Genomic DNA, 25,968 nt, shown 5'->3' on the forward strand with positions numbered 1-25,968 from the left:
GTCAGAACCCCAGGTAGAGATGGCGCAGCTGCTCGTCGGCTTCGAGCTCAGCGGCGGGACGGGTGGCGACGACGCGACCGAGGTTCAGCACGACACCGGTGTCGGCGATCGAGAGCGCCGTGCGCACGTTCTGCTCGACCAGCAGGATGGTGAGGCCGTACTCGGCGCGCAGCCACGCGAGCATCGTCATGATGTCCGAGACGACCTTCGGGGCGAGCCCCAGCGACGGCTCGTCGAGCAGCATCACGGCGGGATGCGCCACGAACGCCCGCCCGATGGCGAGCATCTGCCGCTCGCCCCCCGAGAGCGTGGAGCCGAGCGCCTTGCGGCGGGCGGCGAGCGCCGGGAAGAACTCGCACACCTCCGCGATGTCGGTCTCGCGCTCGGCGCGGTCGCCCCGCCAGAGCGCGCCGAGCCGCAGGTTCTCCTCCACGGTCAGCTCGCCGATCACCTGACGCCGCTCGGGCACGTGCACGATGCCGCGGCGGATGCGCTCCTCGACGGGCACCCCCGCGAGCGAGACGCCGCCCATCCGGATGTCGCCCGCGCTCGTCGGCAGCAGACCCGAGATGGTGCGCAGCAGCGTCGACTTGCCGGCGCCGTTCGCCCCGACGACCGCGACGATGGAACCCTCGGGCACCACGAGGTCGACGCCGTGCAACGCGGGCTCCTGGCCGTAGCCGGCGACCACGCCCTGCAGCGACAGGGCGACGCGCGTCGTGGTGGCCGTCATCGCCCCACCCCTTGGATGTCGTCGACGTCGACGTCCTGCCCGAGGTAGGCCTCGGCCACGACCGGGTCGACGCGGATCCGCTCGGGCGTGCCGGCCGCGATCACCCGTCCGGCGTCGAGCACCACGATGCGGTCGGAGACCGCCATGACCAGGTCGACATGGTGTTCGACGAACAGCACGGAGGTCTCGGCGTTCTCGCGCACGACGTCGAGGATCAGCTCCCCGAGCTCGTCGATCTCGTCCTCGCCGAGTCCGCCCGCCGGCTCGTCGAGCAGCAGGAGCCGCGGCGACGACACGAGGGCGCGGGCCAGCGCGACGCGCTTCTGGAGCGGATACGGCAGGTCGTCGGGCAGGCGGTCGGCGGTGTCGCCGATGCCGAGGCCGTCGAGCGCGCTCTGGGCGCGCCGGGCGGCGTCCTCGAGGTGACGCGGACCGGCTTTCAGGCCGATCAGTCCGGTGAGCGCACCGGGCGCGAGCGGGGAGAGCCCCGCCATCACGTTCTGCCGCACCGTGAGCCCCGAGAAGAGGGCGAGACCCTGGAAGGTGCGCGCGACGCCGGCGGCGGCGAGGCGGTCGGCGCGGGGGCGGGGTTCGCCGTCGACGAGCACCGTGCCCGATTTCGCCTTCGCGAGACCGCAGATGATGTTGAACATCGTGGTCTTGCCGGCACCGTTCGGCCCGATCAGGCCGACGACCTCGCCGGGCGCGACGTCGAACGAGACGTCCTCGAGGGCGGTGATCCCGCCGAATCGCGCGGTGACGTCGCGCACGCTGAGGCGTGCTGCGGGTGCGGGTGCGCCGGTGTCGGCGACGGACATGAGCCACTCCATCGTGTCGTCGGGTCGTCGTTGCGGGTCACTGTAGCAGACGAACCGACCGGGCGGTATGTTTTCGCGACGACCCATCACGGGACGTCCCGCCCAGGTCGCTCAGCCCGCGGTGGTGTGCGGAAGCGAGGCGGTGATGCCGCCGTCGACGACGAATTCGGAGGCCGTCGAGTAGCCCGACGCGTCGCTCGCGAGGAAGACGACCATCTCGGCGACGTCCTCCGACGTGCCCGCGCGCGCCAGCGGGATGCCGAACGCCGCGGGGTCCAGATGCGCGGTCATCGCGGTCCGGATGAAACCCGGATGCACCGAGTTCACCCGGATGCCGAACCGCCCGAGCTCGATCCCCGTCGACTTGGTGATGCCCGTCACGCCGAACTTGCTCGCCGTGTACGCGTGCAGCGCGGCGTTGCCGCGCAGCCCGTCGACCGACGAGAGATTCACGATCGAGCCGCTCCCCTGCTCGCGCATCACGCGGGCGGCCGCCTGGATGCCGAGGAAGGTGCCGGTGAGGTTGACCTCGAGCACCCGGTTCCACTCGTCGAGCTCTTGGGACCGCACGGATGCCGAGGTGGCGATTCCGGCGTTGTTCACGAGCACGTCGAGGCGTCCGTGCGCCGCCATCACGGCGTCGACGGTGCTGCGCCAGGACACCGGATCCGTCACGTCGTGATGCAGGAACGTCTGCCCGAGCTCGTCGGCGAGGGCCGCGGCGGGCTCGTCGAGCACATCGGAGACGACCACCACCGCCCCCTCGCGTACGAGGGCGCGGACGATGGCCTCCCCGATGCCGCGACCGCCTCCCGTGACGAGCGCGACCTTGCCGTCGACGGCGTTCACGCGTGCGCCCCGTCGACGACCGCGACCAGTCGCCCGACGGACGCGCCCGCGCCGAGCCGGTCGAGCGCGGCGGGAACCTCCGAGAACGGCACCTCGGTCACCTCGGGCTTCACGACGCCGGCCGAGATGAGCTCGAGCAGCGCCGCGTGCGCGCGCCGGGGCACATCCGAGCCGCGCTCCAGGTACAGCCCCCAGTAGACCCCGACGGCGCTGATGTTCTTCACGAGCAGCAGGTTCGCGGGGATCTGCTGCACGTCGCCGCCCGCGAAGCCGACGATCAGCAGCCGCCCCTCGAAGGCCGTCGCCCGCTGCGCCGCCGCGTAGGTGTCGCCTCCGACCGGGTCGAACACCACATCGGCACCCCGCCCGCCGGTCTCCTCGCGCACGCGCGCCAGGATGTCCTCCGTGCTGCGGTCGATCACCACCTCGGCCCCGAGGCGCCGGGCGAGCTCGCCCTTCGCCGCGGAACCGACGACGCCGATCACGCGGGCGCCGGCGGCGGCCGCGAGCTGCACGGCAGCCGAACCGACTCCGCCGGCGGCCGCCGTCACGAGCACGGTCTCGCCCGACTGAAGGTTCGCACGATGGTGCAAGCCCACCCACGCGGTCTGGTACCCCACCGTCAGCGCGGCGGCCTCGGCATCCGTCAGCTCGGGCGGGGCCGGGAACACCGATCCGGCGGGGAGGACCGCCTCCTCCGCCATCACACCGATCATCGTGCCGACGACCCGGTCGCCGACCGCGACGCCGACGACATCGGCCCCGACCGCGGTCACCGTGCCGCAGCACTCCACCCCCGGCACGAAGGGCGGCTCGGGGCGCACCTGGTACCTCCCGCGGCACAGCAGCACGTCGGGGAAGTTGAGGGCGATGGCGGCGACCCGGATGCGGATCTCACCCGGGCCGGGATCCGGGACGTCGCGCTCGACGAGTGCGAGCACCTCCCCCGGCTCGCCGTACCCGGTCGCCTGCCACGCCCTCGATGTCATGTCGCTGCTATTCCCTTCAGGAAGAGGTCGGTGATCTGCTCCGCCACCTCGGTCTGCGACTCCGTGCCCCCCGGCTTGTACCAGTTGGACAGGTAGTGGATGTCGGAGAAGAAGTTGGCGACGAGCACCGCGATCGGGATGTCGTCGCGGTAGAGCCCCTCGCGCTGCCCGTTCCGGACCAGGGTCGCGAAGGCGTCGTTGTACTCGCGGCGGCGCCGGGTGACCTCGCGCTGACGCTCCGGCGAGAGCATGTGCACCGACCGGAAGAAGACGGTGCCCTCCTGCAGCGAGTCGATCGAGGTCTCGATGACGTCGATGCAGGCCATGCGCAGCGCCTCGGCGGTGGGCAGCCCGCGCGCGATGATCTCGTCGAGGTGCTCGCGCTGCAGCGTCAGCATCCGCTCGTAGATGCCGAACAGCAGGTCGTCCTTCGAGCGGTAGTAGTGGTACATCGCACCCTTGGTGACGCCGGCGCGCTCGACGACCTCCTGCACCGAGGTGGTGGCGTAGCCCTTCTCGGCGAACAGTTCGACGGCCGCCCGGGCCACCTGATCGCGGACGTTGAAATCCTTCATGCTCCCGACTCCTGCCGGCTATCCGATCGGGCGGAGCGAGCCCCCGCCGTCGATCACGATAGTGCGGCCCGTGATCCAGGCGGCGTCGTCGGAGAGCAGGAAGGCGACGGGACCCGCGACATCCGCGGGCACGCCCAGGCGCCCGAGCGGGAACTGGGCGGCGACCTCGGCCTCGCGTCCGTCGTAGAGCGCCTTCGCGAAGTCGGTCTTGATGATCGCCGGGGCCACGGCGTTGACCCGGACGGCGGGGGCCAGTTCGGAGGCGAGCTGTTGGGTGAGGTTGATGAGCGCCGCCTTCGAGACGCCGTAGAAGGCGATGCCGGGGCTCGGGCCGGTGCCGGCGATCGACGAGACGTTGACGATCGAGCCCTGTCGCTCGGCGAGGCCGGCGGCGACGGCGTCGCGGGTCCACTCGAGGGCTCCGACGACGTTCACCTCGAGGATCTTGCGAGCCGCGGCCGGGTCGACCTCGAGCACCGGACCGTAGACCGGGTTGATGCCGACGTTGTTGACGAGCAGGTCGAGGCCCGCGTGACGTTCGCGGATGCGGGAGAACACCTCCGCGCGGTGCTCCGGGTCGTCGGCGCGCCCCGCAACCCACTCCGCGGCATCGCCGAGTCGCGCGGCCGCCGCGCGCAGGGGCTCCTCCTTGCGTGCCGTGATCACGACGCGCGCGCCCTCGGCGACGAGCCGTTCGGCGATCGCGAAGCCGATTCCGCGACTCGCGGCGGTGATCAGGGCGAGCTTGCCGTCGAACCGTCGCATGCGTCCTCCATCGGGCGTCGTCGGGCCGGAGCGAAACCGACCGCTCGGTATGTTAGCGGAAGAAGCTGCGCGCGCAACCCTTGACAGCCCAAACCGACCGCGCGGTATGCTCCCCTCACCCGACACGTCGAAGGAGACGCGCCATGGTCGACGGCACCGCAGACGAGGTATTCGCCCCGCTGGTGGACGAGTTCGCACGACGACTCGACAGCGAGGAGGAGCTCGGCGCCTCGCTCGCGGTGGTGATCGACGGCGAGCCCGTCGTCGACATCTGGGGCGGCTGGGCCGACCCGGAGCACAGCGCACCGTGGAGTTCCGACACCATCGTCAACACCTGGTCGTGCACCAAGACCGTCACCGCTCTCGCCGCGCTCATCCTGGTCGACCGCGGCCTCGATCCCGACGCGCCGGTCGCGCGCTACTGGCCCGAGTTCGCCGCGGCGGGCAAAGAGGGCGTGCTCGTGCGGCAACTGCTCGGGCACACCTCCGGGGTGTCGGGGTGGGCGGAACCGGTCACCCCGGCCGACATCCTCGATGTGCCGCAGGCGACCGCACTGCTCGCCGAACAGGCCCCGTTCTGGGAGCCGGGGACGGCATCCGGCTACCACCTGCTCGACTACGGACACCTCGTGGGCGAGTTGATCCGACGCGTCGACGGGCGCGAGCTGGGCACCTTCGTGCGCGAGGAACTCGCCGAGCCGCTCGGAGCCGACTACTGGATCGGCCTGCCCGACAGCGAGTTCGGCCGCGTCTCGAACGTCGTCCCGCCGCCGCCCGCGCAGATCGACCTCGGGCAGGTGCCCCCGGACCATCCGGCGGTGCGCACCCTCGGGAACCCGGTGCTCGGCGCCGAATACAGCTGGACGCCGCAGTGGCGGCGCGCCCAGCTCGGCGGCGCGAACGGCCACGGCAACGCGCGCTCGCTCGCCCGCATCCAGTCGGTGCTCACGAACGGCGGCGAGCTCGACGGGCGCCGGTTCCTCTCCACCACGACCATCGAGCGGGTGTTCGAGCAGCAGTCGGACGGCCTCGACCTCGTGCTCTTCCAGCCTCTCCGCTTCGGCATCGGCTACGCGCTCCCGCATCCTGCCGTGACGCCGTACCTTCCCGAGGGATCGCGCGTGGCCTTCTGGGGCGGCTGGGGCGGATCGCTCATCCTCAACGACGTGGGTCGAGGGGTCACCTTCGCCTACGTGATGAACCGGATGTCGCCCGGCATCATCGGCTCGGAGCGGTCGAACGCCTACGCCGCCGCGCTGTACGCCGCGCTCGGGTAGAGCCTGCGGCGCCTCAGTCGAGGAAGAGCGCGCGCAGCCGACGCGTCGTGAAGAACAGCCCCGCCACCACCATCGCCAGGTAGTAGAGCACGTGCACGAGCATCACCGGCTCGATCACGCCCGTGGTGAGCCCGCGCACGAGCTCCACCCCGTGCCACAGCGGCAGCGCCATCACGGCCCACTGCACAGGCTCCGGGTACACCGTGATCGGGAAGAAGGTCGCCGAGAGCAGGAACATCGGCAGCATGACGATGAAGATCCACTCCATCTGCTGGAAGGTGCGGAAGTAGCTCGTGATGCCCATGCCGATGGCCGCGAAGCCGAACGCGATGAGCACGACCGCGGGCACCGCGAGCAGCGCCGTCCACGAGAGGTTGAGGCCGAGCAGCTGCATGACGATCTGGAAGCCCACGCCGTACACGGCGCCCCGGAACAGGGCGAGCAGGATCTCGCCGAGCGCCACGTCGAGCGGGCCGAGGCTCGTGGCGAGCATGCCCTGGTAGAGCTTGCCGAAGTTCATCTTGAAGAACACGTTCCACGTGGAGTCGTAGATCGCGCCGTTCATGGCGGACACCGCCAGCAGCGCGGGGGCGATGTAGGCGGCGTACGGGATCTCGTGGCCGCCCGCATCCGTGACGGTGCCGATGTAGGCGCCGAGGCCGATGCCGAGCGAGAGCAGGTAGAAGATCGGCTCGACGAAGCCGGAGATCACGACGACCCAGTTGCTCGATCGGGTGGCGACGAGTCCCCTCCCCACGACGGCGCGGGCGTTGCCGGCGTAGAGCGCGGTCACGGCGCCGCGACGCGGCGCGCTCCGCTCGGTCGTCGCGGTCACGATTCGAGCCTCCGCGTGACGATCCGCACCGCGATCAGCCAGCCGACGAGCGCGAAGACCACGAGCGTCAGCAGGTGCACGAGCACGAGCCAGGCCGGGCGATCCGCGCCGTACGCGACCACGCGCCCCAGCTCCGAGCCGTGCCAGAGCGGCGAGAGCCACCCGAGCGGCTGGAGGACGACGGGCAGCTGCTCGAGCGGGAACAGGGTGCCGCTGAACAGGGTGAGCGGCAGCACGAGCACCCGCTGCACGACCGCGAACTGGCCCTTGTCTTCACGCTGGGCCGCGGAATAGGCCAGCAGCGGCGCCCCGAACGCGAGGGCCGTGAGCGTCGCGATCGGCACGGTCAGCACCCCCGTCGCGAGGGGGATCGCCCCGAAGGCGGCGACCACGAGGAAGTAGACCAGGCAGGTGGCGAAGGCGCGCAGCGAGACGAACAACACGATCCCGCCCGCGACCTGCCGCGGCGAGATGGGGGCGGCGTGCATGCCGAGGTAGATGGGGTTCCATTTGAAGCCCATCATCACGGGGTAGGTGAACTCGTCGGAGGCGATCGTCACCGCGGCCGTGGCGATGAGCGCCGGGGCGACGAACACGAAGTAATCGACCCCGTCGACGCCCCCCGGTCCGGTGCCCGCACCCACCAGCACGCCGAGCCCGATCCCGAAGGCGAGCAGGTAGAGCAGCGGGGTGCCGATCGCCGAGACGACGTTCACCCCGAGGTAGCTGCGCCAGATGCGCACGTGATGCTCGGCGACGTAGAGCGCGCCGAAGCGACGCGGCGCCTGCCCCGCGCGCATCGCCTCATCCGTGACCGAGCTCATTCGATGAGCGACCTTCCCGTCAGCCGGAGGAAGACGTCCTCGAGGCTCGAGCGCCGCACGAGGCTCGTGAGCGGCTGCAGCCCCCGCGCCGTGACCTCGACGAGCGCGGCCTCGCCGTCGGACGCGTAGACGAGCACACGATCAGGGAGCACCTCGAGGCGATCGCCGATGCCCGCGAGCCGCCCCGCCGCGACCGCGTTGTGCTCCGACCCGAACCGCACCTCGAGCACCTCGCGGGTCGAGTACTCGCGGATGAGCGACGCCGGAGTGCCCTCCGCCATGATGCGGCCGTGGTCGACGACGACGAGGCGATCGCAGAGCTGCTCGGCCTCGTCCATGTAGTGCGTCGTGAGCAGCAGGGTCGTGCCCTGCTCCTTGAGCCGGAACAGGCGATCCCACAGGATGTGCCGCGCCTGCGGGTCGAGGCCCGTCGTGGGCTCGTCGAGCAGCAGCATGCGGGGGTCGTTGATGAGCGCGCGGGCGATCGTGAGGCGGCGCTTCATGCCCCCCGAGAGCTCGTCGACCTTGGCCGAGGCCCGGTCGGCGAGCTGGGCGAACTCGAGCAGTTCGTCGGCACGGGATGCGACGAGGCGCCGCGGCAGGCCGAAGTAGCGTCCGTAGGTGATGAGGTTCTCGCGCACCCGCAGCTCGGTGTCGAGGTTGTCCTGCTGCGGCACCACCCCGAGCCGGGAGCGGATCTCGGGCCCGTGCTGGTCGGGGTCGAGGCCGAGTACCCGGAGCTCGCCCGAGGTGCGGGTCGACACGGCGCCGATCATGCGCATCGTGGTGGACTTGCCGGCACCGTTCGGACCGAGCAGGCCGAACGACTCCCCCGGCGCGACCTCGAACGAGACGCCGTCGACCGCGGCCACCTCGCCGTAGCGCTTCACGAGCCCGGTGGCGGAGATGATGGTCACGGGACGTGAGCCTAGGCGGTACGACGGACAGTCGGCGGATCAGCCGCATCCGCCATTCCCGCACCGCCGTCCGATCCCTACACTGAGCTCACTCCGTCCGGCACCACCACCACGAAGCCGAGTCCCGTGAATCGCGTACGCCCCCTGCTGCCCCTCGCCCTGCTCGCCGCCGTCGCGGTCTCGCTCACCGGGTGCGACCCGGTGCCGGCGCCGACACCGGCGCCCTCCACGGCATCCGCGACGCCGACCACCACCGCCGACGACGACCCCGCCGGTTCGGAGCTGCCCGACGACGCCGTGCTCGTCGTCAGCGCGAACGTGCACGATGCCGCGGGAGACGGCCTCGCGCTGCGGCTCGTCGTGCACCGCTCGTACGCCTGGGACTCGCCCGAGGGCGCGCCGTTGGCCGCCGCGATGACGAGCGGATGCGCCGGGGCGCTCGACGAGAGCGTCTACGACGGGCAGCTGTGGAGCTTCGCCGCCATCGACGTCACGGCGACGCCGCTGGGTCCGACGCCCTGGCCGGGCGACCCGGCCGTGCCGCTCGAGTACTGGGTGACGCTCGACCCTACCTCCGCCTTCCTCGCCCTCGCGGACTCGGGCTTCCCGCTGCAGGATCCGACCGTCGACCCGGCGACCCCGCACTGCGATCGCGACCGCTTCATCCCGGGTGCCGGCTCGGGCACGCTCATCGTGGGGTTCCAGGGCGACACCGACGCCGTCGACGCCGCCGGGCACTTCACCCGATGGGCGAACCACCGCTACGGCTTCTCGACGCAGCTCGTCGCCGGCGGGTCCTCGTCCGGCGCAGCGGTCACCGAGTGCACCTTCGTCGTCACGGATCTCGGCGCCTCGCTCGGCGGCGGGGCGGCGAGCTGGGTGGAGCAGCGCGACGACACGCACTGCGTCACGGGCACCGGCCTCCCGGAGGATGTCGACTCCTGAGGCGTCGGTATGCGTCGCCATGGCGTGGCCCAGACGACACCAGGTGACGCCTCGGCGTCAACGTGAGTTGACGCCCCGTCACGCGTCAACTACGGTTGACGCGTGGACGTCGGACAGCTGCACACCCTCGCGGGTGACGCCGGGTCGCAGGACCCGCTCGTCGCGCTCCGCGCGGTCGCGCAGCTGCGGCGGGAGCTCGACCGTCACGAGGCGGTCGTGGTGCGCCGTGCGCGCAACGCCAACGCCTCCTGGCAGCTCATCGCGCTGTGCCTCGGCGTGACCAAGCAGGCCGTCCACAAGAAGTACGGGCGCGCCTGACGCGCCACCGCATCCCCCGAGGAAGACCATGACGAGCACTGACGCGCCCGCGCGCCGCAACCCCTTCCGCCGCAGCGCCGACACCGGCCCGCGCGCCTCGTTCCGCGAGCTCTGGCCCTACCTCACCGAGCACCGCCTCGTGCTGGTGCTCGCGGTGGCGCTGAGCCTCGTCGGGGCGGCGCTCTCGCTCGCCCAGCCCGCGCTCGTGAGCCAGGTCATCACCCTCGTGCAGAACGGCGACACCCTCGGCGGCCTCACCTGGCTGCTCGTCGCGCTCGTGATCGGCAACGGGGTGGTCTCCGCCATCCAGCACTACCTGCTGCAGCGGGCCGGCACGAGCGTCGTCTTCTCGTCGCGGCGCGCCCTCATCCGGCGGATGCTGCGGCTGCCGATCAGCGAGTTCGACACCCGGCGCACCGGCGACCTCGTCTCGCGCGTCGGGTCCGACACGACGCTGCTGTACGCGGTGCTCACCCAGGGGCTCGTCGACGCGCTCGGCGGCTCGGTGGTGTTCGTCGGCGCCATCGTCGGGATGGCGATCATCGACCCGGTGCTGCTCGGCACCACCGTGCTCGTGATCGCCGTCGCGATCGCGGTCGTCGGCGGGCTGTCGGGCCGCATCCGCGTCGCCAGCCGGGAGCAGCAGGAGAAGGTCGGCGACGTGGCCGCCGGGGTGCAGCGCGCCATCGCGGCGATCCGCACGGTGCGCGCGGCCGGGGCCACCGAGCGCGAGTCGGCCGCGATCGAGCGGGAGGCGAAGGCCGCCTGGGGCGCGGGCATCAAGGTGGCGAAAGTGTCGGCGCTCGTCGTGCCGGTCGCCTCGATCGCCATGAACGTGTCGTTCCTGGTCGTGCTCGGGCTCGGCGGCTACCGCGTGGCGTCCGGCGCGATCACGATCGCGAACCTCGTGGCGTTCATCCTGTTCCTCTTCCTCATGATCATGCCGCTCGGGCAGGCCTTCGGCGCGGTCACCTCGGTCAACCAGGCGCTCGGGGCGCTCGGGCGCATCCAGGAGATCATGCGCATCCCCTCCGAGGACGAGGGCGACGCGGACATCGAGGCGGCGCCCGACGTGGAGACCGATGACGCGATCCGCTTCGAGGAGGTGCGGTTCGCCTACCCCGAGGCGGCGCACAAGACCGAATCCGAGAAGGTCGTCGCGTCGGAGCTCGGCGAGGAGGCGCTCCCCGAGCCCCCCGACCGCGAGGTGCTGCACGGGGTGTCGTTCGCGGTGCCGCGCGGTTCGCGGGTGGCGCTCGTGGGACCCTCGGGCGCGGGCAAGTCGACGATCCTCTCGCTCATCGAGCGGTTCTACGACGCGACGGGGGGCGTCGTGCGGGTCGACGGCTCGGACGTGCGCGCCCTCGGACGCGAGCAGCTGCGGGCCCGGATCGGCTACGTCGAGCAGGACGCCCCGGTGCTGGCCGGCAGCATCCGCGACAACCTCACCCTCGGCACCCCCGACGCGGACGACGCCCGGTGCATCGAGGTGCTGCACGCGGTGAACCTCGGCGAGGTGCTCGACCGCGACCCCGCCGGACTCGACGCCGCGGTCGGCGAGGAGGGCGTCATGCTCTCGGGCGGCGAGCGCCAGCGCCTCGCGATCGCACGCGCGCTGCTGGCCGCCCCGCCGATCCTGCTGCTCGACGAGGCGACGGCGTCACTCGACGGCGTCAACGAGCAGCTGCTGCGCGAGGCGATCGACGCGGTCGCCGAGGAGCGCACCCTGCTGGTGATCGCGCACCGGCTCTCGACGGTCGTCGACTCGGACGTCATCGTGGTGCTCGACCACGGCCGCGTCGCCGGCGTCGGCACGCACTCGGAGCTGGTCGCATCCGTGCCGCTCTACCGCGACCTCGCCAAGCACCAGCTGCTGGTGTGAGGTGGAGCTAGACATGTCTATGACCCGATAGACACCCGCGCGCCGCTGTCTATCGGGTCGGAGACATGTCTATGGCGGAGAAGGGTCAGGACATGGGCGTCAGCGTGTACTTCGTGTCGAGGTACTCGTGGATGCCCTCGAAACCGCCCTCGCGACCGAGACCCGACTGCTTGACGCCGCCGAAGGGGGCCGCGGCGTTCGACACCACGCCCACGTTCAGCCCCATCATGCCCGTCTCGAGCTGGTCGATCATGCGCTGACCGCGCGCGAGGTCGCGCGTGAACACGTACGACACGAGGCCGTACTCGGTGTCGTTCGCCCGGCGCACGGCATCCGCCTCGTCGGTGAAGGTCGCGATCGCGAGCACGGGGCCGAAGATCTCCTCGCGCAGGATGTCGGACCCGGCGGCCACCCCCGACACGACGGTCGGGCGGTAGAAGGTGCCCGGCCCCTCGACCGCCTCGCCACCCGTGGTCACGGTGGCGCCGCGGGAGACGGCGTCGGCGACGAGCTCGGACGCCTTGGCGACGGCCTTCCCGTCGATGAGCGGTCCGATCGTCACGCCCTCCTCGGTGCCGCGCCCGATCTTCATGGCGGCCACGCGCTCGGTGACCTTGCGCGTGAACTCCTCGGCGACATCCGCGTGCACGAGGAAGCGGTTGGCCGCCGTGCAGGCCTCGCCGATGTTGCGGAACTTCGCGAGCATCGCGGCGTCGACGGCCTTGTCGAGGTCGGCGTCCTCGAAGACGAGGAAGGGCGCGTTGCCGCCCAGCTCCATCGAGGTGCGGAGCACCCCCTGCGCGGCCTGCTCGAGCAGCTTCACGCCCACCGGCGTCGAGCCGGTGAACGACAGCTTGCGCAGTCGCGGGTCGCGGATGATGGGCTCCGACACGGCGTTCGAGGTCGAGGTCGTGATGACGTTGACGACGCCCGCGGGCACACCCACCTCTTCGAACAGCTTCGCCAGGTACAGCGTGGTGAGGGGCGTGAGCGTCGCGGGCTTGATGACGACCGTGCAGCCCGCCGCGAGCGCCGGGGCGATCTTCCGCGTGGCCATCGCGAGCGGGAAGTTCCAGGGGGTGATGAAGAAGCACGGGCCGACCGGGCGCTGGGTGACGATCATGCGGCCGGTGCCCTCGGGGTTCGGCCCGTAGCGACCCGTGATGCGCGGGGCCTCCTCCGCGAACCAGCGCAGGAACTCGCCGCCGTACGTCACCTCGCCCTTCGCCTCGGCGAACGGCTTGCCCATCTCGAGCGTCATGAGCAGCGCGAACTCGTCGGCGCGCTCCATCAGCAGCTCCCACGCGGCCCGCAGCAGCTCGCCGCGCACCCGGGCGGGGGTCGCCGCCCACGCGGCCGCGGCATCCACCGCCGCGTCGAGGGCGCGGATGCCGTCCGCGGGTGTCGCGTCGGCGATCGACACCAGGGTCTGCCCCGTGGCCGGGTCGTCCACGTCGATCGTGCCGCCGGCCTCGCCGTCGATCCACTGTCCGCCGATGTACAGCTGCGTGGGCACCTTCGCCAGCAGCGCGCTCTCCGAGATCATGTGCCCATCTTCTCAGCGCGGGCGAGCTTCGAGGGCCACCAGATCGCGCGCCCGATGTCGTACGCCACCGCCGGAACCAGCAGCGAACGCACCAGGATCGTGTCGAGCAGCACGCCGAAGGCCACGATGAACGCGATCTGGGCGAGGAACAGGATCGGGATCACGCCGAGCGCCGCGAAGGTCGCCGCGAGCACCACCCCCGCGCTCGTGATCACCGCGCCCGTCACGACGAGCCCGCGCAGGATGCCGGGGCGGGTTCCGAGGGCGGCGCTCTCCTCGCGCACGCGCGTCATCAGGAAGATGTTGTAGTCCACCCCGAGCGCCACCAGGAACACGAACGAGTACAGCGGCACCGCGGGGTCGGCGCCCGGGAAGCCGAAGAGGTGGTCGAACACCAGGGCCGACACCCCGAGCGCGGCCGCGAACGACAGGATGACGCTGCCGACCAGCAGCAGCGGCGCGACGACCGCCCGCAACAGCAGCATGAGGATCAGCAGGATCACCGCGAGCACGATCGGGATGATGACCGTGCGGTCGCGGATGGACGTCGCGTCGGTGTCGATCGCGGTCGCGGTCACCCCGCCGACGATCGCATCCGGGTCGACCTCCACGACGGCCTCCCGCAGTGCGCGCACCGCGTCCTCCGCCTCGACCGAGTCGGAGGCGTCGGCGAGGGTCGCCTGCAGCATGACCTGTCCGTCGACCACCGTCGGCTCGACCGCCACGAGCGTCGGGAAGGGGGCGGGCTCCGCATCCGTTCCGACGGGCATCGTGCCGGTCGGCGAGTTGTCGGACAGCGCCACGACCGAGTCGACGCCGTCGACGGCGAGCGCGGCGTCGGCCAGTTCGGTCAGGTCGCCCTCGGCGCCCACGATGATCGCGGGGCTGCCCGAGCCGCCCGGGAAGTGCTCGCCGAGCAGCTCCTGCCCGTCGCGGGCCTGCGACGGTCCGAGGATCAGCTCGGACTGGGCGACCCCGTCCGCCTTCAGCTGCGTGAGGCCGAGCGCCGCGACGAGGAGGGCGAGGGTCGAGACGATCCAGATCACCCGGGCACGTCTGGAGACCAGCCGCGCCACCGCCGACCAGAGCCGGGACTCGCCGTGCTCGTCGCCGACCTTCGGCCGGAACGGCCAGAACGCCGCGCGACCCGTCGCGAGCAGCAGCGCCGGCAGCAGCGTGAGCGAGCCGAGCAGGGCGAACGCGATGCCGATGGCGCCGACCGGGCCGAGCGCCTTGTTGGAGTTGAGGTCGCTGAACAGCAGGCAGAGCAGGCCCGCGATCACCGTGCCGCCGGAGGCGAGGATCGGTTCGACGGCGCCCTTCAGCGCGTCGATCGTCGCATCCCACCGCCGGGTGTGGCGGCCGAGCGCCTCGCGGTACCGCGCGGTGTAGAGCAGCGCGTAGTCGGTCGCCGCGCCGATCACCAGGATGAACAGGATGCCCTGCACCTGGCCGTTGATCTGCACGACCCCCGCATAGGCGAGCCACCACACGGCGAGGATCGCCGCCGAGAGTGAGAAGACCGCGGTGCCGAGCACGAGCAGCGGCAGCAGGGGCGAACGGTAGACGACGAGCAGGATGAGGAACACGGCGAGCAGCGCCACGAGCAGCAGCAGCCCGTCGATGCCCGCGAACGCCTCGACGAGGTCCGCGCTGAAGCCCGCCGGACCCGTCACGGCGGTCTGGACGCCGTCCGGCGCCCCGTCGGCGACGGCGCCGCGCAGCTCCTCCACGACCGTGTCGAGGTCGGCGTCGGCGTCGATCGGAACGATGACCTCGACCGCCTCACCGTCGTCCGAGGGGATGGCGGGGCTGGTGTCGCCGACCGCGTCGATCGCCGCGACGTCCGCGATCACCTCGTCGATCGCCGCGAGGTCGGCGTCGGTGAGACCCCCGTCCCGCGCGAAGACGACGATCGCCGGGATCTGCTCGGACCCCACGAACTCGGGCACGAGCTGCGCCACCCGGGTGGCGTCGGCGCTCGCCGGCAGGTAGCTCGTCTGGTCGTTCGACGAGACCTCGCCGATCTTGCCGAAGTACGGCCCGCCGACGCCGCCCGCGGCGACCCAGGCGACGATGAGCAGCGCGGGGATGACGACTCGCAGCACGCGGCCGACAGCACTCGGGCGGGGGGCCCCCGCCGACGGCGCGCTCATCGGCTCGACCGCACGGCGCCGCCGGCGTCCTCGATCTCGACGAGCGACTCCGCGCCCGTGACCGGGTTCACCGCCGCGACGAGGTCGGAGAGCACGGTGACCGTGCGACCCGCGTCGAGGGCGTCGAGGGCCGAGGCGCGCACGCAGTAGTCGGTCGCGATGCCCACCACGTCGACCGCGGTCACCCCGAGCCGGTCGAGGGTGTCGGGGAAGGCCGCCCCGTCGTCGGTCGTCCCCTCGAAGATCGAGTAGGCGGGCACACCCTGCCCCTTCTTGACGTGCACGTCGACGAGCGAGGTGTCGAGCGCGGGGTGGTACTCGGCTCCCGGGGTGCCGGCCACGCAGTGACGCGGCCAGCTCGTCACGTAGTCGGGCGCCCCGTCCGTGGCGAAGTGGCCGCCGTTGTCGTCGTCGCCGTGGTGCCAGTCGCGCGACGCGATCACCACGTCGTAGCGGTCGGGATGCGCCTCGAGATAGGCGGTGATGCCCGCCGCGACGGCGGCGCCGCCGTCGACGCCGAGAGCTCCGCCTTCCGTGAAGTCGTTCTGGACGTCGATCACGAGCAGGGCGCGCGACATGGTGGTGCCTCCGGTCAGTTGTTGGAGAGGTTGTCCCCGCAGCGGTACACCGCCGTCGTCAGCGTGTCGAGTGCCGCACGGGCGGTGCTCGGGATGCCGTCGCCGATCGCGTAGAACGCGAAGGCGAGCGGGGTGCCGTCCGCCGCGTTGAGGTAGCCCGCGAGGGTGTAGGCGGTGTCGATCCATCCGGTCTTGGCCCAGACGTTGCCGCGCGCCACGGCGTTGTCGCCCGTGAACCGACTCGCCAGGGTGCCGCTCTTCCCCGCGACGGGCAGGCCGTCGCGCACCACGTCGAGGCCGTTGGCGCCTTCGCGCACCTGGCGCATGAAGTCGGCCATCGTGGCGGCGGGCACCGCGTTCAGGTCGGACAGGCCCGAGCCGTCGCGGATCGTGAGACCGGTGGGTGGCACGCCGAAGTTGGCGAGCTCCGAGGGGATCACCTGCTGCAGGGAGCTGGCCGAGCCGCCGAAGCCCGCCTCCTTCGAGACGATGCGCGCGAGCATCTCGGCGAGCGTGTTATCGCTGACGAGCAGCATCTGGTTGATGAGCACGCGCAACGGCTGGGACTTCACCTCGGCGATCGCGGTGGAGCTGACGGCCGTGCCGAGCGTGGTGGCGACGCCGGGGTCGACCACGTCGCCGCTCGGATCGGCGGTGCGCAGCGCGCTCACGAAGGCGGCACCCGCCCGGGCGATCGGGTCGGTCGAGCGGGGGCTCGTCGACGCACGCGGGTCGGCGCGGTCGCCGTCGACCTGGAGAGCCGTCACCTCGGAGTGGTAGCCGGTCGTCTGCTCGGAGCGCTTCCAGCTGTCGTCCCACTTGTCGGCCGAGCTCCAGTAGCTCGCGTCGAGCACGACCTGCGTGATGGGCGTGTCGGGGTACTTGGCGGAGTGCGCGGCCACCGCCTGCTCGGCGAGGGTCTGCAGCTTGGGCGCTCCGGGGTAGAAGCTCTCCTGGCCCGCCGGCAGCGCCGAGAGCGTCGCATCGCCGCGGCCGACCAGCACGATCGTGCCGGGACTCGAGCCCTCGTAGACGCTGGTCGTGATCTGGAAGTCGGGGCCGAGGCGCGAGATCGCGGCTGCGGCCGTGAACACCTTGAGCACGGATGCGGTGCGCGCGGGGGTGGAGCCGCTGCGGTCGAACAGCACCTCGCCGGTGTCCGCGCGCATGACGTATCCCTCGAGCGACATGAGTCGCCCGTCGGCCGCCTGCCCGGCCACGGAGCACGTGCGCAACCTGCTCGCGGTCGCGGGCTGATCCGACACCGCACGCGCCGGATCGACCGTCGGCGTCGGCGTCTCGGCAGCTGCCACGGGTTCGGCGCGCGAGGCCCAGGCGACGCCCGCGAACACCGAACCGGTGCCGAGCAGCGCGAAGGCGAGCGCTCCCGCGGAGACCAGCCAGGCCACCGGATGGCGACGCAGCATCGCGCCGAGACCGCCCCCCGTCGTCGTGCCGGCGGCAGCCTCCGGCCCTCCCGCCACGGCGGCGGCGGCCGCGGCCGGCGGCGCGCTCTTCGCCGCCTCGCGGGCAGCGCGGCGCGAGGTCGGTTGCTCGTCGGTCACCGGAACATGATAGCCAGCGGCGCCTGGACGCCCGGACGGGCGACGGCCCTACTCACCGGGGTACCGGAGTCCGATCTGCCGGCGGATCTCGTCGAGGGTCCCCATGATCGCGACCGACTCCCGCGGCGGCAGGGCCTCCCCCGCGAGCGCGCCGGAGGCCGCGATCCGCTCGAGCTCGGCCGCCTGGAACTGCATCCCGCGCCCCGGCACCTGCTCGTCGAAGCGCTCGATCACGGCATCCGCGGGGTCGATGAGCGAGAACGAGGTGGGCGTGTACCAGACGGGGTCGATCTCGATGCGCGCCTCGGTGCCGACGACCACCGCCGTCGACGGTCCCCGGGCGTCGAGCTGCGTGTGCAGCACCGCCTGCTCGCCCCCCGGGTAGCCGAGGATGATCGCCGTCTGCCGGTCGACCCCGGTCGCGGTCGGCGAGGAGATGGCGTGCACGCTCGAGGGTTCGCCGAACACGTCCCAGGCGAACGACACCGGGTAGATGCCGAGGTCGAGCAGCGCCCCACCGCCGAGGTCGGGGTTCTGCAGCCGGTGCTGCGGATCGGTGGGCAGCTTCTGGTCGTGGTCGGCGATGAGCGCGCGCACCTCGCCGAGCGCACCCGACGCGATGAGCTCGCGCACCCGCACCATGTGCGGCAGCCAGCGGGTCCACATCGCCTCGAGCACCACCAGCCGCTTCTGCTCGGCGAGCTCGACCACGCGCAGCGCCTCGACGGCGTTGAGCGCGAAGGGCTTCTCGACGAGCACGTGCTTGCCGTGCTCGAGGGCGAGCAGCGCGTTCTCCGCGTGGTACGGGTGCGGGGTGGAGACGTAGATCGCGTCGACCTCGGGGTCGGCGGCGAGCGCCTCGTAGCTGCCGTGGGCGCGCGGGATGCCGTGCGTCGCGGCGAACGCGTCGGCGGACTCCTGCGTGCGCGAGCCGACGGCCGTGACGGTGAAGCCGGTCAGGTCGAGGTCGGAGGTGAACGAGCGGGCGATGCCCCCGGTGCCGAGGATGCCCCAGCGCAGTCGATCGGTCATGGTCCCAGCGTAGGGATGACCGCGAGGTCGCGCACCCGTCTCCCGTCCGCCTGAGCGGCCCCGGATGTGCGACCCCGCGGAGTCTCGGAGCTAGCAGCCGCCCCAGCGCGCGGCGGCACGGGTGAAGGCGTAGCCGTCGTTCGGCAGCCCACCGTGCACCATCGCGAAGCAGATGACCACGCCGCCCATCGATCCCGTGTAGGTGGGGCGGTAGAGCGACTTCTGGTGGGCGGCGGAGTCCCACCACTTCTGCGCGACCGTCGTACCGGTGTTGCCGGAGCCGCCGGCCAGGTTGCCGTCGCATCCGACCGCGGGCGCACCGTCGGAGCGCGGGGTGCCGTTGTGCCCCCAGGCGCTGTTGACGTCGGGGCTGGGGTCTTCGGCGATCCAGAACAGCCGCTGCTCCATGCACGGGTCGTAGCGGAAGTTCGACATGGGCACCGGCTCGAGGCAGTTGGCGACGCGGATCGCGTTGTAGCGGGTCGCGAACGACTGCAGGTCGGAGGTCGTGGTGCCGGCGACGCCCCCGGCCGAGGTGATTCCCGGCGCGCCCGGCACCGATCCGCCGACGTTGCCCGGGCAGCTCTGGCCGGCCGCCTGCTTCGCGGCGACGCGCGCGGCCGTGCCGCTGCGCTGGGCGGCGGCGGTCTGCGGCACCACGACGGGCTTCGGCACGGGCTTCTGGGCGAGGTGCTCCGTATCGACCTTCGGGTTCGGTGCGGTCGCGGCGGCGACGATCACCGCAGGCTCGGCCGCGATGGCGACCGCGGCGACCGCGGATGCCGTGTCGCCGATGCGGCCGGTCGTGGCGAGCGGCGAGGTGGCGGCGACGGGCAGCACCGCGGCCTCCTCCGCGAACGCGGACGATCCGAGCGCGGGTCCGCCCCCGCCGACGAACGGCAGGCCGAGCGCGAGCACGGCACCGAAGACCGTCCCCACGAGAAGTGTGCGCTTGAACACTCTTGAACCCCCCAGTTCAAGAAGATTCCGCCTCCCCCCACAGGAGCCGGATAGCGCCTCCCCCCACAGGCTGCGCTACGCGTGCCAGGCTACGCCGGGTGGACGGACGCGTCGACCCCCCGGCCTGGGGGTACGCGGCTGAGAACAGATGTGGAGCCGCCTGTGGGAATCGAACCCACGACCTTCTCATTACGAGTGAGACGCTCTGCCGACTGAGCTAAGGCGGCGTGCGCTGCGAGCAGCGGCACAGCCTCCGAGCATAGCCGATGCGTCGGCGGTCTCAGCACATGGGGTCGGATGCCGGCACCGTGCCGTCGACGAGGAACGCGTCGACCACCTGGGTCACGCACTCGCTCTCGCCGTAGGCGGTGTGCCCCTCGCCCACGTGGGTGATGAGATGCCCGTGCTCCAGCTGGCCGGCGAGCGCCTGCGCCCAGACGTAGGGGGTCGCCGGGTCGTTGGTGGTGCCGACGACGAGGATGTCGGGCGACCCCGGGGCGGTGATCGGCCCGCGCTCGACCGTCGACCGGAACGGCCACTGCGGGCACAGGGTGCCGCCGTACGCCATCCACGGTCCGAACACCGGCGCCTGCTCCTCGAGCTCCGCGGCCTCGCTGCGCATCGTGGCCGGGTCCGCGTCGCTCGGATAGTCGAGGCAGTTGATCGAGATGAACGCCTCGGTGCCGTTCGAGGAGTAGCTGCCGTCGCTCTCGCGATCGTTGTAGACGTCGGCGAGGAAGAAGGCCGTGTCGGTGCCGCCCGCGACGGTGTCGGTGAACAACTCGTCGAGATAGCTCCAGTTGCCCTCGTTGTAGAGCGGCAGGATGATCGCGCTGAACATGGTGTTGGCACCGAGACGCCGCCCGTCGTCGGCGGTCAGCGGATGCGCGTCCAGCTCGTGCAGCAGGCCCGCGATGCGCGCACGGGCCGCATCCACCGACCCCGTGAACGGGCAGTCGTCGCGGTCGAGGCAGTCGGTGAGGTACGCCGTGAGGGCGCTCTCGAATCCCACCGCCTGGGTGAGCGTCACGTCGAACTCGGTCGCCGACGGGTCGAGTGCGCCGTCGAGCACCAGGCGCCCCGCCTTGTCGGGGAAGCGCTCGGCGTAGCGCGCGCCGAGGTAGGTGCCGTAGGAGTATCCGAGGTAGTCGAGGGCGGCGTCGCCGAGGGCGGCGCGCAGCATGTCGAGGTCGCGCACCGCGCTCTCGGTGTCGACGTGGGCGAGCAGCTGTCCGCTGTGCTCGAGGCACCCCTGGCCGAACGCGGCGTTCTTCTGCGCGCTCGCCGCGATCCAGGCGTCGGAGCCGCGCTCGCCCGGCACGATGCCGTAGATGTAGTCGTCGAGCGCGGCGTCGTCCGCCGTGCAGTCGATCGGGGTCGACGCGCCGACCCCGCGCGGATCGAAGCCGACGACGTCGAAGTCGCGCTGCAGGGTGTCGCTCGCCGCGAAGTCGATCGAGTCGCGGATGAAGCCGACTCCGGAGCCACCCGGACCGCCGGGGTTGATGAGCAGCGAGCCCTGCGCGGCGCCACCCGTGGCGGGTTGACGGATGAGCGCGAGCTCGATGGTGTCGGCGCCCGGGTCGTCCCAGTCGAGCGGGGCGGTCGCGGTGGCGCACTGCAGGCCCCCACCGCATCCGGTCCAGCGCAGCACCTGGTGGTAGTAGGGCGCCAGCTCGGCGGACACCTGCTCGCCGGTGGGCGTGGAGGTCGCCGACGGGCGGGGCGCCTGGAACCACGACACGCATCCGGTGAGCAGCACGCTCACCGCGACGAACGCGAGCAGGGCGCGCGCGGCGCGCCCGCGACCATGCCGACTCACCGCGACGCCGCCGGGACGCGCCGGATGGCCGTGACGAGCATCGCCTCGAGCGCGAGCGCGGGCGCGACGTTGCCTTCGATACGGGTGCGGGCCTCGGTGATCGCGTCGAGGGTGGCGAGTGTCTCGGCCGGGGTGGCCCGCGTGGCCGCCTGCGCGAGCTCCGCATAGATCGCGAGGTTCACGGGCTCGATGTCGACGCCGAGCTGCAGCAGCAGCACGTCGCGGTAGAGCGAGAGCAGGTCGACGAGGATCCGGTCGATGCCGTCGCGCAGGCTGCGGGTCGCGCGACGCTTCTGATCCTCTTCGAGAGCCTTCAGCTGGGCGCGGAGCGCCGGGGGGACGGTGCCCCCGGGTTCCACCCCGAGCGAGCGGAGCGCCTGCTCGCGCTCCTCGGCATCCCGCTCCGCGGTGATGGCCTGGGCGTCCTGCCCGGCGAGCTCGAGCAGCTCCGCGGCGCCGAGCACCGCGGCGGAGACGCTGCGGATGCCGAGGGCGAGCTCCATCGTGCGGCGGCGGCGGGTGCGGGCCTGCTCGTCGGTCGCGAGGCGGTGCGCCATGCCGATGTGCGCCTGCGCCTCGCGCGCCGCGCGGGTGGCCTCGGGCAGGCTGATGCCGTCGCGCCGCGAGATGAGCTCGGCGACGTCGTCGACGCTCGGCACCCGCAGTCGCACCGAGCGCACCCGGGAGCGGATCGTCGGCAGCAGGTCGGCTTCGCTCGGGGCGCAAAGGATCCAGATGGTGCGCTCCGGCGGCTCCTCGAGCGCCTTGAGCAGCACGTTCGAGGTGCGCTCCGTCATGCGGTCGGCGTCCTCGATGACCATGACCCGGTGGCGGCCGACGGCCGGCGAGAACTGGCTCGCGGCGACGAGACGCCGCACGTCCTCGATCTTGATGATGACGGCCTCGGTGGTGAGGACCGCCATGTCGGGGTGGGTGCGCGCGGCGACCTGCGCGGCGGTGTGCTCGAGGTCGCCCGGCACCTCGGGGCGTGCCAGCAGCTCGGTCGCGAAGGCGTACGCGAGCGTCGACCGTCCCGACCCGGGGGGACCGGTGATGAGCCAGGAGTGGGCGAGCCCGTCGCCCGTGGCCGCGGCGCGCACGGTCGCGATCGCGTCCGCCTGACCGGTCAGCTCGTCCCAGATGCCCACAGTGGGAGACTACGCGAGCAGCTCCGACACCCGGTGCCGGATGGCCTCGGCGAGCTCGGCGACGGGACGCGTCGCGTCGAGCACGAGGAAGCGCTCGGGCTCGGCCTCGGCGAGCGCCAGGTACGCCTCGCGCACGCGGTGGTGGAACTCGGCCGCCTCGGCCTCGAGCCGGTCGTAGCGGGTGCGGGCGTCGTCGAGGCGGGCGCGCCCGGTCTCGATGTCGAGATCGAGCAGGATCGTCAGGTCGGGCAGCAGGCGCTCGGTCGCCCACAGCGAGACCTCGCGCACCTCATCGGGGTCGAGCACCCGCCCCGCACCCTGGTAGGCGACGGACGAGTCCAGGTAGCGGTCCTGGATCACGATGTCGCCGCGCTCGAGCGCCGGCCGCACCACCGTCGCGATGTTCTGGGCGCGGTCGGCCGCGTACAGCAGCGCCTCGGCGCGCGGGGCGATGTAGCCCCGACGGTGCAGGATGATCTCCCGCAGCTCGACGCCGAGCTCGGTGCCGCCCGGCTCGCGCGAGTGCACGACGGTGCGACCCTGCCGGGTGAGCCACTCGGTCACGAGCGCCGACTGGGTGGACTTGCCGGAGCCGTCGCCGCCCTCGAAGGTGAGGAACAGCCCGCGCGCCACCGTCAGCGCCTCTTCGCCGCCGCCGGCTTGCGGGCGCGCGAGGTCGTCTTCGGCTTGGCGGGTCCCTTGGCGCGCTTGTCGGCGAGCAGCTGCACCGCCCGCTCGAAGTCGACCTCCTCGACGGTCACGCCGCGCGGGATCGTCGCGTTGGTGACCCCGTCGGTGACGTACGGACCGAAACGTCCGTCGCGCACCCGGATGGGCTTGCCGCTGGTCGGGTCGGCCTCGAACTCCTTGAGGGCGCTCGAGGCGCGGCGGGCGCCGTACTTGGGCTGGGCGAAGATCTCGAGGGCCGCCGAGAGCTCGATCGTGAAGATCTGCTCCTCGCTCTCGAGCGAGCGCGAGTCGGTGCCCTTCTTGAGGTAGGGGCCGTAGCGCCCGTTCTGCGCGGTGATCGGCTCGCCCGACTCCGGGTCCTCGCCGACGGTGCGCGGCAGGTCGAGCAGCTTGAGCGCGGTGTCGAGGTCGACCGTCGCCGGCTCCATGTCCTTGAAGAGGGATGCCGTGCGCGGCTTCACCGCGGCGGTCTTCTTGGTGTTCTTCTTCTTCGGCTTCGCGTCGAGGACCTCGCCCGTCGCCGCGTCGACGGCGACCTCCTCGACCGGTGCCGCCTCGGGCTCGGGCGCGAGCTCGGTCACGTACGGGCCGTAGCGCCCGTCCTTCACGACGATCGTCTTGCCGTTCGCCGGGTTCTCGCCGAGCACGCGGTCGGTGACGACGGGCGCCTCGATGAGCTCGCGGGCCTTCGCCGGGGTCAGCTCGTCGGGCGCGAGGCCCTCCGGCAGGTTGATCTTGCGGGTGGTCTCCGAACCCTCCTCGACCACGTCGAGGTAGGGGCCGTACTTTCCGACCCGCAGGGTGACGCCGTCGTCGATTGGGATCGAGTTGATGGCGCGGGCGTCGATGTCGCCGAGGTTGTCGACGATCTCGCGCAGGCCCGGGTGCTCGCCGCCCCCGAAGTAGAACTGGGTGAGCCAGTCCACCCGGTCGGCCTCGCCGCCGGCGATCTTGTCGAGGTCGTCCTCCATCTCGGCGGTGAAGTCGTACTCCACGAGCTCCGAGAAGTGGTCTTCGAGCAACCGCACCACGCTGAAGGCGATCCAGTTGGGCACGAGCGCCTGGCCGCGCGGGGTGACGTAGCCGCGGTCGATGATCGTGGAGATGATCGAGGCGTAGGTCGAGGGCCGGCCGATGCCGAGCTCCTCGAGCGCCTTCACGAGGCTCGCCTCGGTGTAGCGCGGGGGTGGCGTCGTGTCGTGGCCCTTGGCCTCGAGCTCGGCGACGCTCAGGGCCTGCCCCTCCTCGAGCGGCGGCAACTTGGCGCTGGCCTCCGCCTCGGCGCCCCGCACCTCGTCGCGCCCCTCCTCGTAGGCGGCCTGGTAGCCGCGGAAGGTGATGACGGTTCCGGATGCGGTGAACTCGGCGTGTGCGCCCTCGCCGCCGTCGGCCGCGATCGTGACCGTGGCGGTCGAGCCCTTCGCGTCGGCCATCTGCGAGGCGACGGTGCGCTTCCAGATGAGGTCGTAGAGCTTGAACTCGTCGCCGCGCAGCTGCGAGCTGAGCTCGGAGGGGGTGCGGAAGACGTCGCCCGACGGGCGGATCGCCTCGTGGGCCTCCTGGGCGTTCTTCGACTTCGAGGAGTAGACGCGGGGGTTCTCGGGGATCGAGTCCGCGCCGTACAGCTTGACGGCCTGGTTGCGTGCCGCGTCGACCGCCTGCTGCGAGAGCGTGGTCGAGTCGGTGCGCATATAGGTGATGTAGCCGTTCTCGTAGAGCGACTGGGCGAGGCTCATCGTGATGCGGGCCGAGAAGCGCAGCTTGCGCGAGGCCTCCTGCTGGAGGGTCGAGGTGGTGAAGGGTGCGGCGGGCTTGCGCGAGTAGGGCTTCGTCTCGAGCTTCGCGACGGTGAAGGTCGCGGTGGGCGCGCGCAGCGCGTCGACGAGGGTGTCGGCGGCGCGCTCGTCGAGCGCGATCGCGTCGGCCTTCAGCGCCCCGGTGTCGTCGAAGTCGCCGCCCTGGGCGATACGGCGCCCTTCGAGGCGCGCGAGCTTGGCACTGAATGCGGAGTCGGCATCCGTCGGGGTGAAGGCGGCCGACAGATCCCAGTAGTTGGCCGACACGAACGCGAGCCGCTCGCGCTCGCGGTCGACCACGAGTCGTGTGGCGGCCGACTGCACGCGGCCTGCGGACAGGCCCGGGCCGACCTTGCGCCAGAGCACCGGCGACACCTCGAAGCCGTAGAGGCGGTCGAGGATGCGGCGGGTCTCCTGCGCGTCGACGAGCGCCGTGTCGAGCTCGCGCGGGTTCTGCTCGGCGCGCTGGATCGCATCCTTCGTGATCTCGTGGAACACCATGCGCTTGACGGGGACCTTCGGCTTCAGCACCTCGAGCAGGTGCCAGGCGATCGCCTCCCCTTCGCGGTCCTCATCCGTCGCGAGGTAGAGCTCGTCGGCGTCCTTGAGCGCGCGCTTGAGCTCCGACACCGTCTTCTTCTTGCTGTCGGAGACCACGTAGTACGGCTCGAAGCCGTTGTCGACGTCGACCGAGAACTTGCCGAGGCTGCCCTTCTTGAGCTCCGGCGGAAGGTCCTTCGTGTCGATGAGGTCGCGGATGTGCCCGACGGAGGCCTGCACCTCGTATCCGTCGCCGAGGTACTGCGCGATCGTGCGCGCCTTGGCCGGCGACTCGACGATCACGAGCTTCTTGCTGGGCACTGGGGGTTCCTCCTCTATCCGGAGCACACCATACACATACAGTCCGAGCCGGGGCTCGTGGTCGCGCAGGTCGAAGGTCCCGCGGAT

General features: G+C 71.8%; 23 protein-coding genes and 1 tRNA gene. 4 read left to right on the forward strand and 20 right to left on the reverse strand.

Annotated elements, in window-relative coordinates; genetic code table 11:
• Position 1: 1 nt before the first annotated feature.
• The 6 genes from NUH29_RS08300 to NUH29_RS08325 form a co-directional block, all read right to left on the reverse strand.
• The gene (locus NUH29_RS08300) at positions 2 to 733 is read right to left on the reverse strand and encodes an ABC transporter ATP-binding protein (RefSeq protein ID WP_258798601.1); all 732 of its coding nucleotides are present in this window, start codon (positions 731 to 733) and stop codon (positions 2 to 4) included.
• The gene (locus NUH29_RS08305; RefSeq protein WP_258798602.1) at positions 730 to 1,551 is read right to left on the reverse strand and encodes an ABC transporter ATP-binding protein; all 822 of its coding nucleotides are present in this window, start codon (positions 1,549 to 1,551) and stop codon (positions 730 to 732) included. The genes NUH29_RS08300 and NUH29_RS08305 overlap by 4 nt, the downstream gene beginning before the upstream one ends.
• Positions 1,552 to 1,662: 111 nt before the next feature.
• On the reverse strand, positions 1,663 to 2,400 hold the full coding sequence (locus NUH29_RS08310; RefSeq protein ID WP_258798603.1) for an SDR family oxidoreductase: 738 nt from the start codon (positions 2,398 to 2,400) through the stop codon (positions 1,663 to 1,665).
• On the reverse strand, positions 2,397 to 3,389 hold the full coding sequence (locus NUH29_RS08315) for an NADPH:quinone oxidoreductase family protein (protein WP_258798604.1): 993 nt from the start codon (positions 3,387 to 3,389) through the stop codon (positions 2,397 to 2,399). The genes NUH29_RS08310 and NUH29_RS08315 overlap by 4 nt, the downstream gene beginning before the upstream one ends.
• Entirely contained in the window at positions 3,386 to 3,964 is a 579-nt protein-coding gene (locus tag NUH29_RS08320) for a TetR/AcrR family transcriptional regulator (protein ID WP_258798605.1), read from the reverse strand. The genes NUH29_RS08315 and NUH29_RS08320 overlap by 4 nt, the downstream gene beginning before the upstream one ends.
• An 18-nt stretch (positions 3,965 to 3,982) precedes the next feature.
• Positions 3,983 to 4,729 (reverse strand): SDR family oxidoreductase, encoded by a 747-nt coding sequence (locus NUH29_RS08325; RefSeq protein WP_258798606.1) that lies wholly within the window; start codon positions 4,727 to 4,729, stop codon positions 3,983 to 3,985.
• A 143-nt stretch (positions 4,730 to 4,872) separates the two neighbouring features.
• Between NUH29_RS08325 and NUH29_RS08330 the strand changes: the two genes are divergently transcribed.
• Complete coding sequence (locus NUH29_RS08330; RefSeq protein WP_258798607.1) at positions 4,873 to 6,006, forward strand: serine hydrolase domain-containing protein; 1,134 nt, start codon at positions 4,873 to 4,875, stop codon at positions 6,004 to 6,006.
• Positions 6,007 to 6,019: 13 nt separating this feature from the next.
• Here NUH29_RS08330 and NUH29_RS08335 read toward each other — a convergent pair whose 3' ends face one another.
• From NUH29_RS08335 to NUH29_RS08345, 3 genes are read right to left on the reverse strand one after another with little or no spacing between them, the layout of a single operon-like run.
• On the reverse strand, positions 6,020 to 6,841 hold the full coding sequence (locus tag NUH29_RS08335) for an ABC transporter permease (protein ID WP_258798608.1): 822 nt from the start codon (positions 6,839 to 6,841) through the stop codon (positions 6,020 to 6,022).
• Complete coding sequence (locus NUH29_RS08340) at positions 6,838 to 7,641, reverse strand: ABC transporter permease (RefSeq protein WP_258798609.1); 804 nt, start codon at positions 7,639 to 7,641, stop codon at positions 6,838 to 6,840. The genes NUH29_RS08335 and NUH29_RS08340 overlap by 4 nt, the downstream gene beginning before the upstream one ends.
• A 20-nt stretch (positions 7,642 to 7,661) precedes the next feature.
• Positions 7,662 to 8,576, reverse strand: coding sequence for an ABC transporter ATP-binding protein (locus tag NUH29_RS08345; RefSeq protein ID WP_373317452.1), 915 nt, complete (start codon positions 8,574 to 8,576; stop codon positions 7,662 to 7,664).
• A gap of 132 nt (positions 8,577 to 8,708) precedes the next feature.
• On the opposite strand from NUH29_RS08345, the gene NUH29_RS08350 reads away from it, so the two are divergent.
• The 3 genes from NUH29_RS08350 to NUH29_RS08360 all read left to right on the forward strand — a co-directional run bounded on the left by NUH29_RS08350 (position 8,709) and on the right by NUH29_RS08360 (position 11,727).
• On the forward strand, positions 8,709 to 9,527 hold the full coding sequence (locus NUH29_RS08350; RefSeq protein WP_258798611.1) for a hypothetical protein: 819 nt from the start codon (positions 8,709 to 8,711) through the stop codon (positions 9,525 to 9,527).
• 102 nt (positions 9,528 to 9,629) lie between these two features.
• Positions 9,630 to 9,845 (forward strand): hypothetical protein, encoded by a 216-nt coding sequence (locus tag NUH29_RS08355; protein ID WP_258798612.1) that lies wholly within the window; start codon positions 9,630 to 9,632, stop codon positions 9,843 to 9,845.
• Positions 9,846 to 9,873: 28 nt separating this feature from the next.
• Positions 9,874 to 11,727, forward strand: coding sequence for an ABC transporter ATP-binding protein (locus NUH29_RS08360; RefSeq protein ID WP_258798614.1), 1,854 nt, complete (start codon positions 9,874 to 9,876; stop codon positions 11,725 to 11,727).
• An 85-nt stretch (positions 11,728 to 11,812) separates the two neighbouring features.
• On the opposite strand, the gene NUH29_RS08365 is transcribed toward NUH29_RS08360, so the two are convergent.
• From NUH29_RS08365 to topA, 11 genes are all read right to left on the reverse strand, one after another.
• A complete protein-coding gene (locus NUH29_RS08365; protein ID WP_258798615.1) occupies positions 11,813 to 13,273 on the reverse strand; it encodes an NAD-dependent succinate-semialdehyde dehydrogenase in 1,461 nt (486 codons plus the stop codon).
• Positions 13,270 to 15,429 (reverse strand): MMPL family transporter, encoded by a 2,160-nt coding sequence (locus NUH29_RS08370; protein ID WP_258798617.1) that lies wholly within the window; start codon positions 15,427 to 15,429, stop codon positions 13,270 to 13,272. Before NUH29_RS08370 ends, NUH29_RS08365 begins: the two co-directional genes overlap by 4 nt.
• Entirely contained in the window at positions 15,426 to 16,007 is a 582-nt protein-coding gene (locus NUH29_RS08375) for an isochorismatase family protein (RefSeq protein WP_258798618.1), read from the reverse strand. Before NUH29_RS08375 ends, NUH29_RS08370 begins: the two co-directional genes overlap by 4 nt.
• A 14-nt stretch (positions 16,008 to 16,021) precedes the next feature.
• Positions 16,022 to 17,572, reverse strand: a complete 1,551-nt coding sequence (dacB, locus tag NUH29_RS08380; protein WP_258798619.1) for a D-alanyl-D-alanine carboxypeptidase/D-alanyl-D-alanine endopeptidase — start codon at positions 17,570 to 17,572, stop codon at positions 16,022 to 16,024.
• A gap of 48 nt (positions 17,573 to 17,620) precedes the next feature.
• Positions 17,621 to 18,604: a Gfo/Idh/MocA family protein gene (locus NUH29_RS08385; RefSeq protein ID WP_258798620.1), complete on the reverse strand. Its 984-nt coding sequence runs from the start codon at positions 18,602 to 18,604 to the stop codon at positions 17,621 to 17,623.
• 90 nt (positions 18,605 to 18,694) lie between these two features.
• Positions 18,695 to 19,564 carry a hypothetical protein gene (locus NUH29_RS08390; protein WP_258798621.1) on the reverse strand — a complete coding sequence of 290 codons (870 nt, stop codon included), beginning with the start codon at positions 19,562 to 19,564 and terminating at the stop codon, positions 18,695 to 18,697.
• 151 nt (positions 19,565 to 19,715) lie between these two features.
• A tRNA-Thr gene (locus tag NUH29_RS08395) sits at positions 19,716 to 19,791 on the reverse strand.
• A 53-nt stretch (positions 19,792 to 19,844) separates the two neighbouring features.
• Complete coding sequence (locus NUH29_RS08400) at positions 19,845 to 21,386, reverse strand: alpha/beta hydrolase (RefSeq protein ID WP_258798622.1); 1,542 nt, start codon at positions 21,384 to 21,386, stop codon at positions 19,845 to 19,847.
• Entirely contained in the window at positions 21,383 to 22,534 is a 1,152-nt protein-coding gene (locus NUH29_RS08405; RefSeq protein ID WP_258798624.1) for a DNA polymerase III subunit delta', read from the reverse strand. The genes NUH29_RS08400 and NUH29_RS08405 overlap by 4 nt, the downstream gene beginning before the upstream one ends.
• A gap of 9 nt (positions 22,535 to 22,543) precedes the next feature.
• Positions 22,544 to 23,167 carry a dTMP kinase gene (gene tmk / locus NUH29_RS08410; RefSeq protein ID WP_258798626.1) on the reverse strand — a complete coding sequence of 208 codons (624 nt, stop codon included), beginning with the start codon at positions 23,165 to 23,167 and terminating at the stop codon, positions 22,544 to 22,546.
• Positions 23,168 to 23,169: 2 nt separating this feature from the next.
• Positions 23,170 to 25,881, reverse strand: a complete 2,712-nt coding sequence (gene topA, locus NUH29_RS08415; RefSeq protein WP_373317447.1) for a type I DNA topoisomerase — start codon at positions 25,879 to 25,881, stop codon at positions 23,170 to 23,172.
• Between the last annotated feature and the right edge of the window lie 87 nt (positions 25,882 to 25,968).

The sequence above is a fragment of the Protaetiibacter mangrovi genome (assembly GCF_024752305.1).
Lineage (GTDB): Bacteria > Actinomycetota > Actinomycetes > Actinomycetales > Microbacteriaceae > Homoserinibacter > Homoserinibacter mangrovi.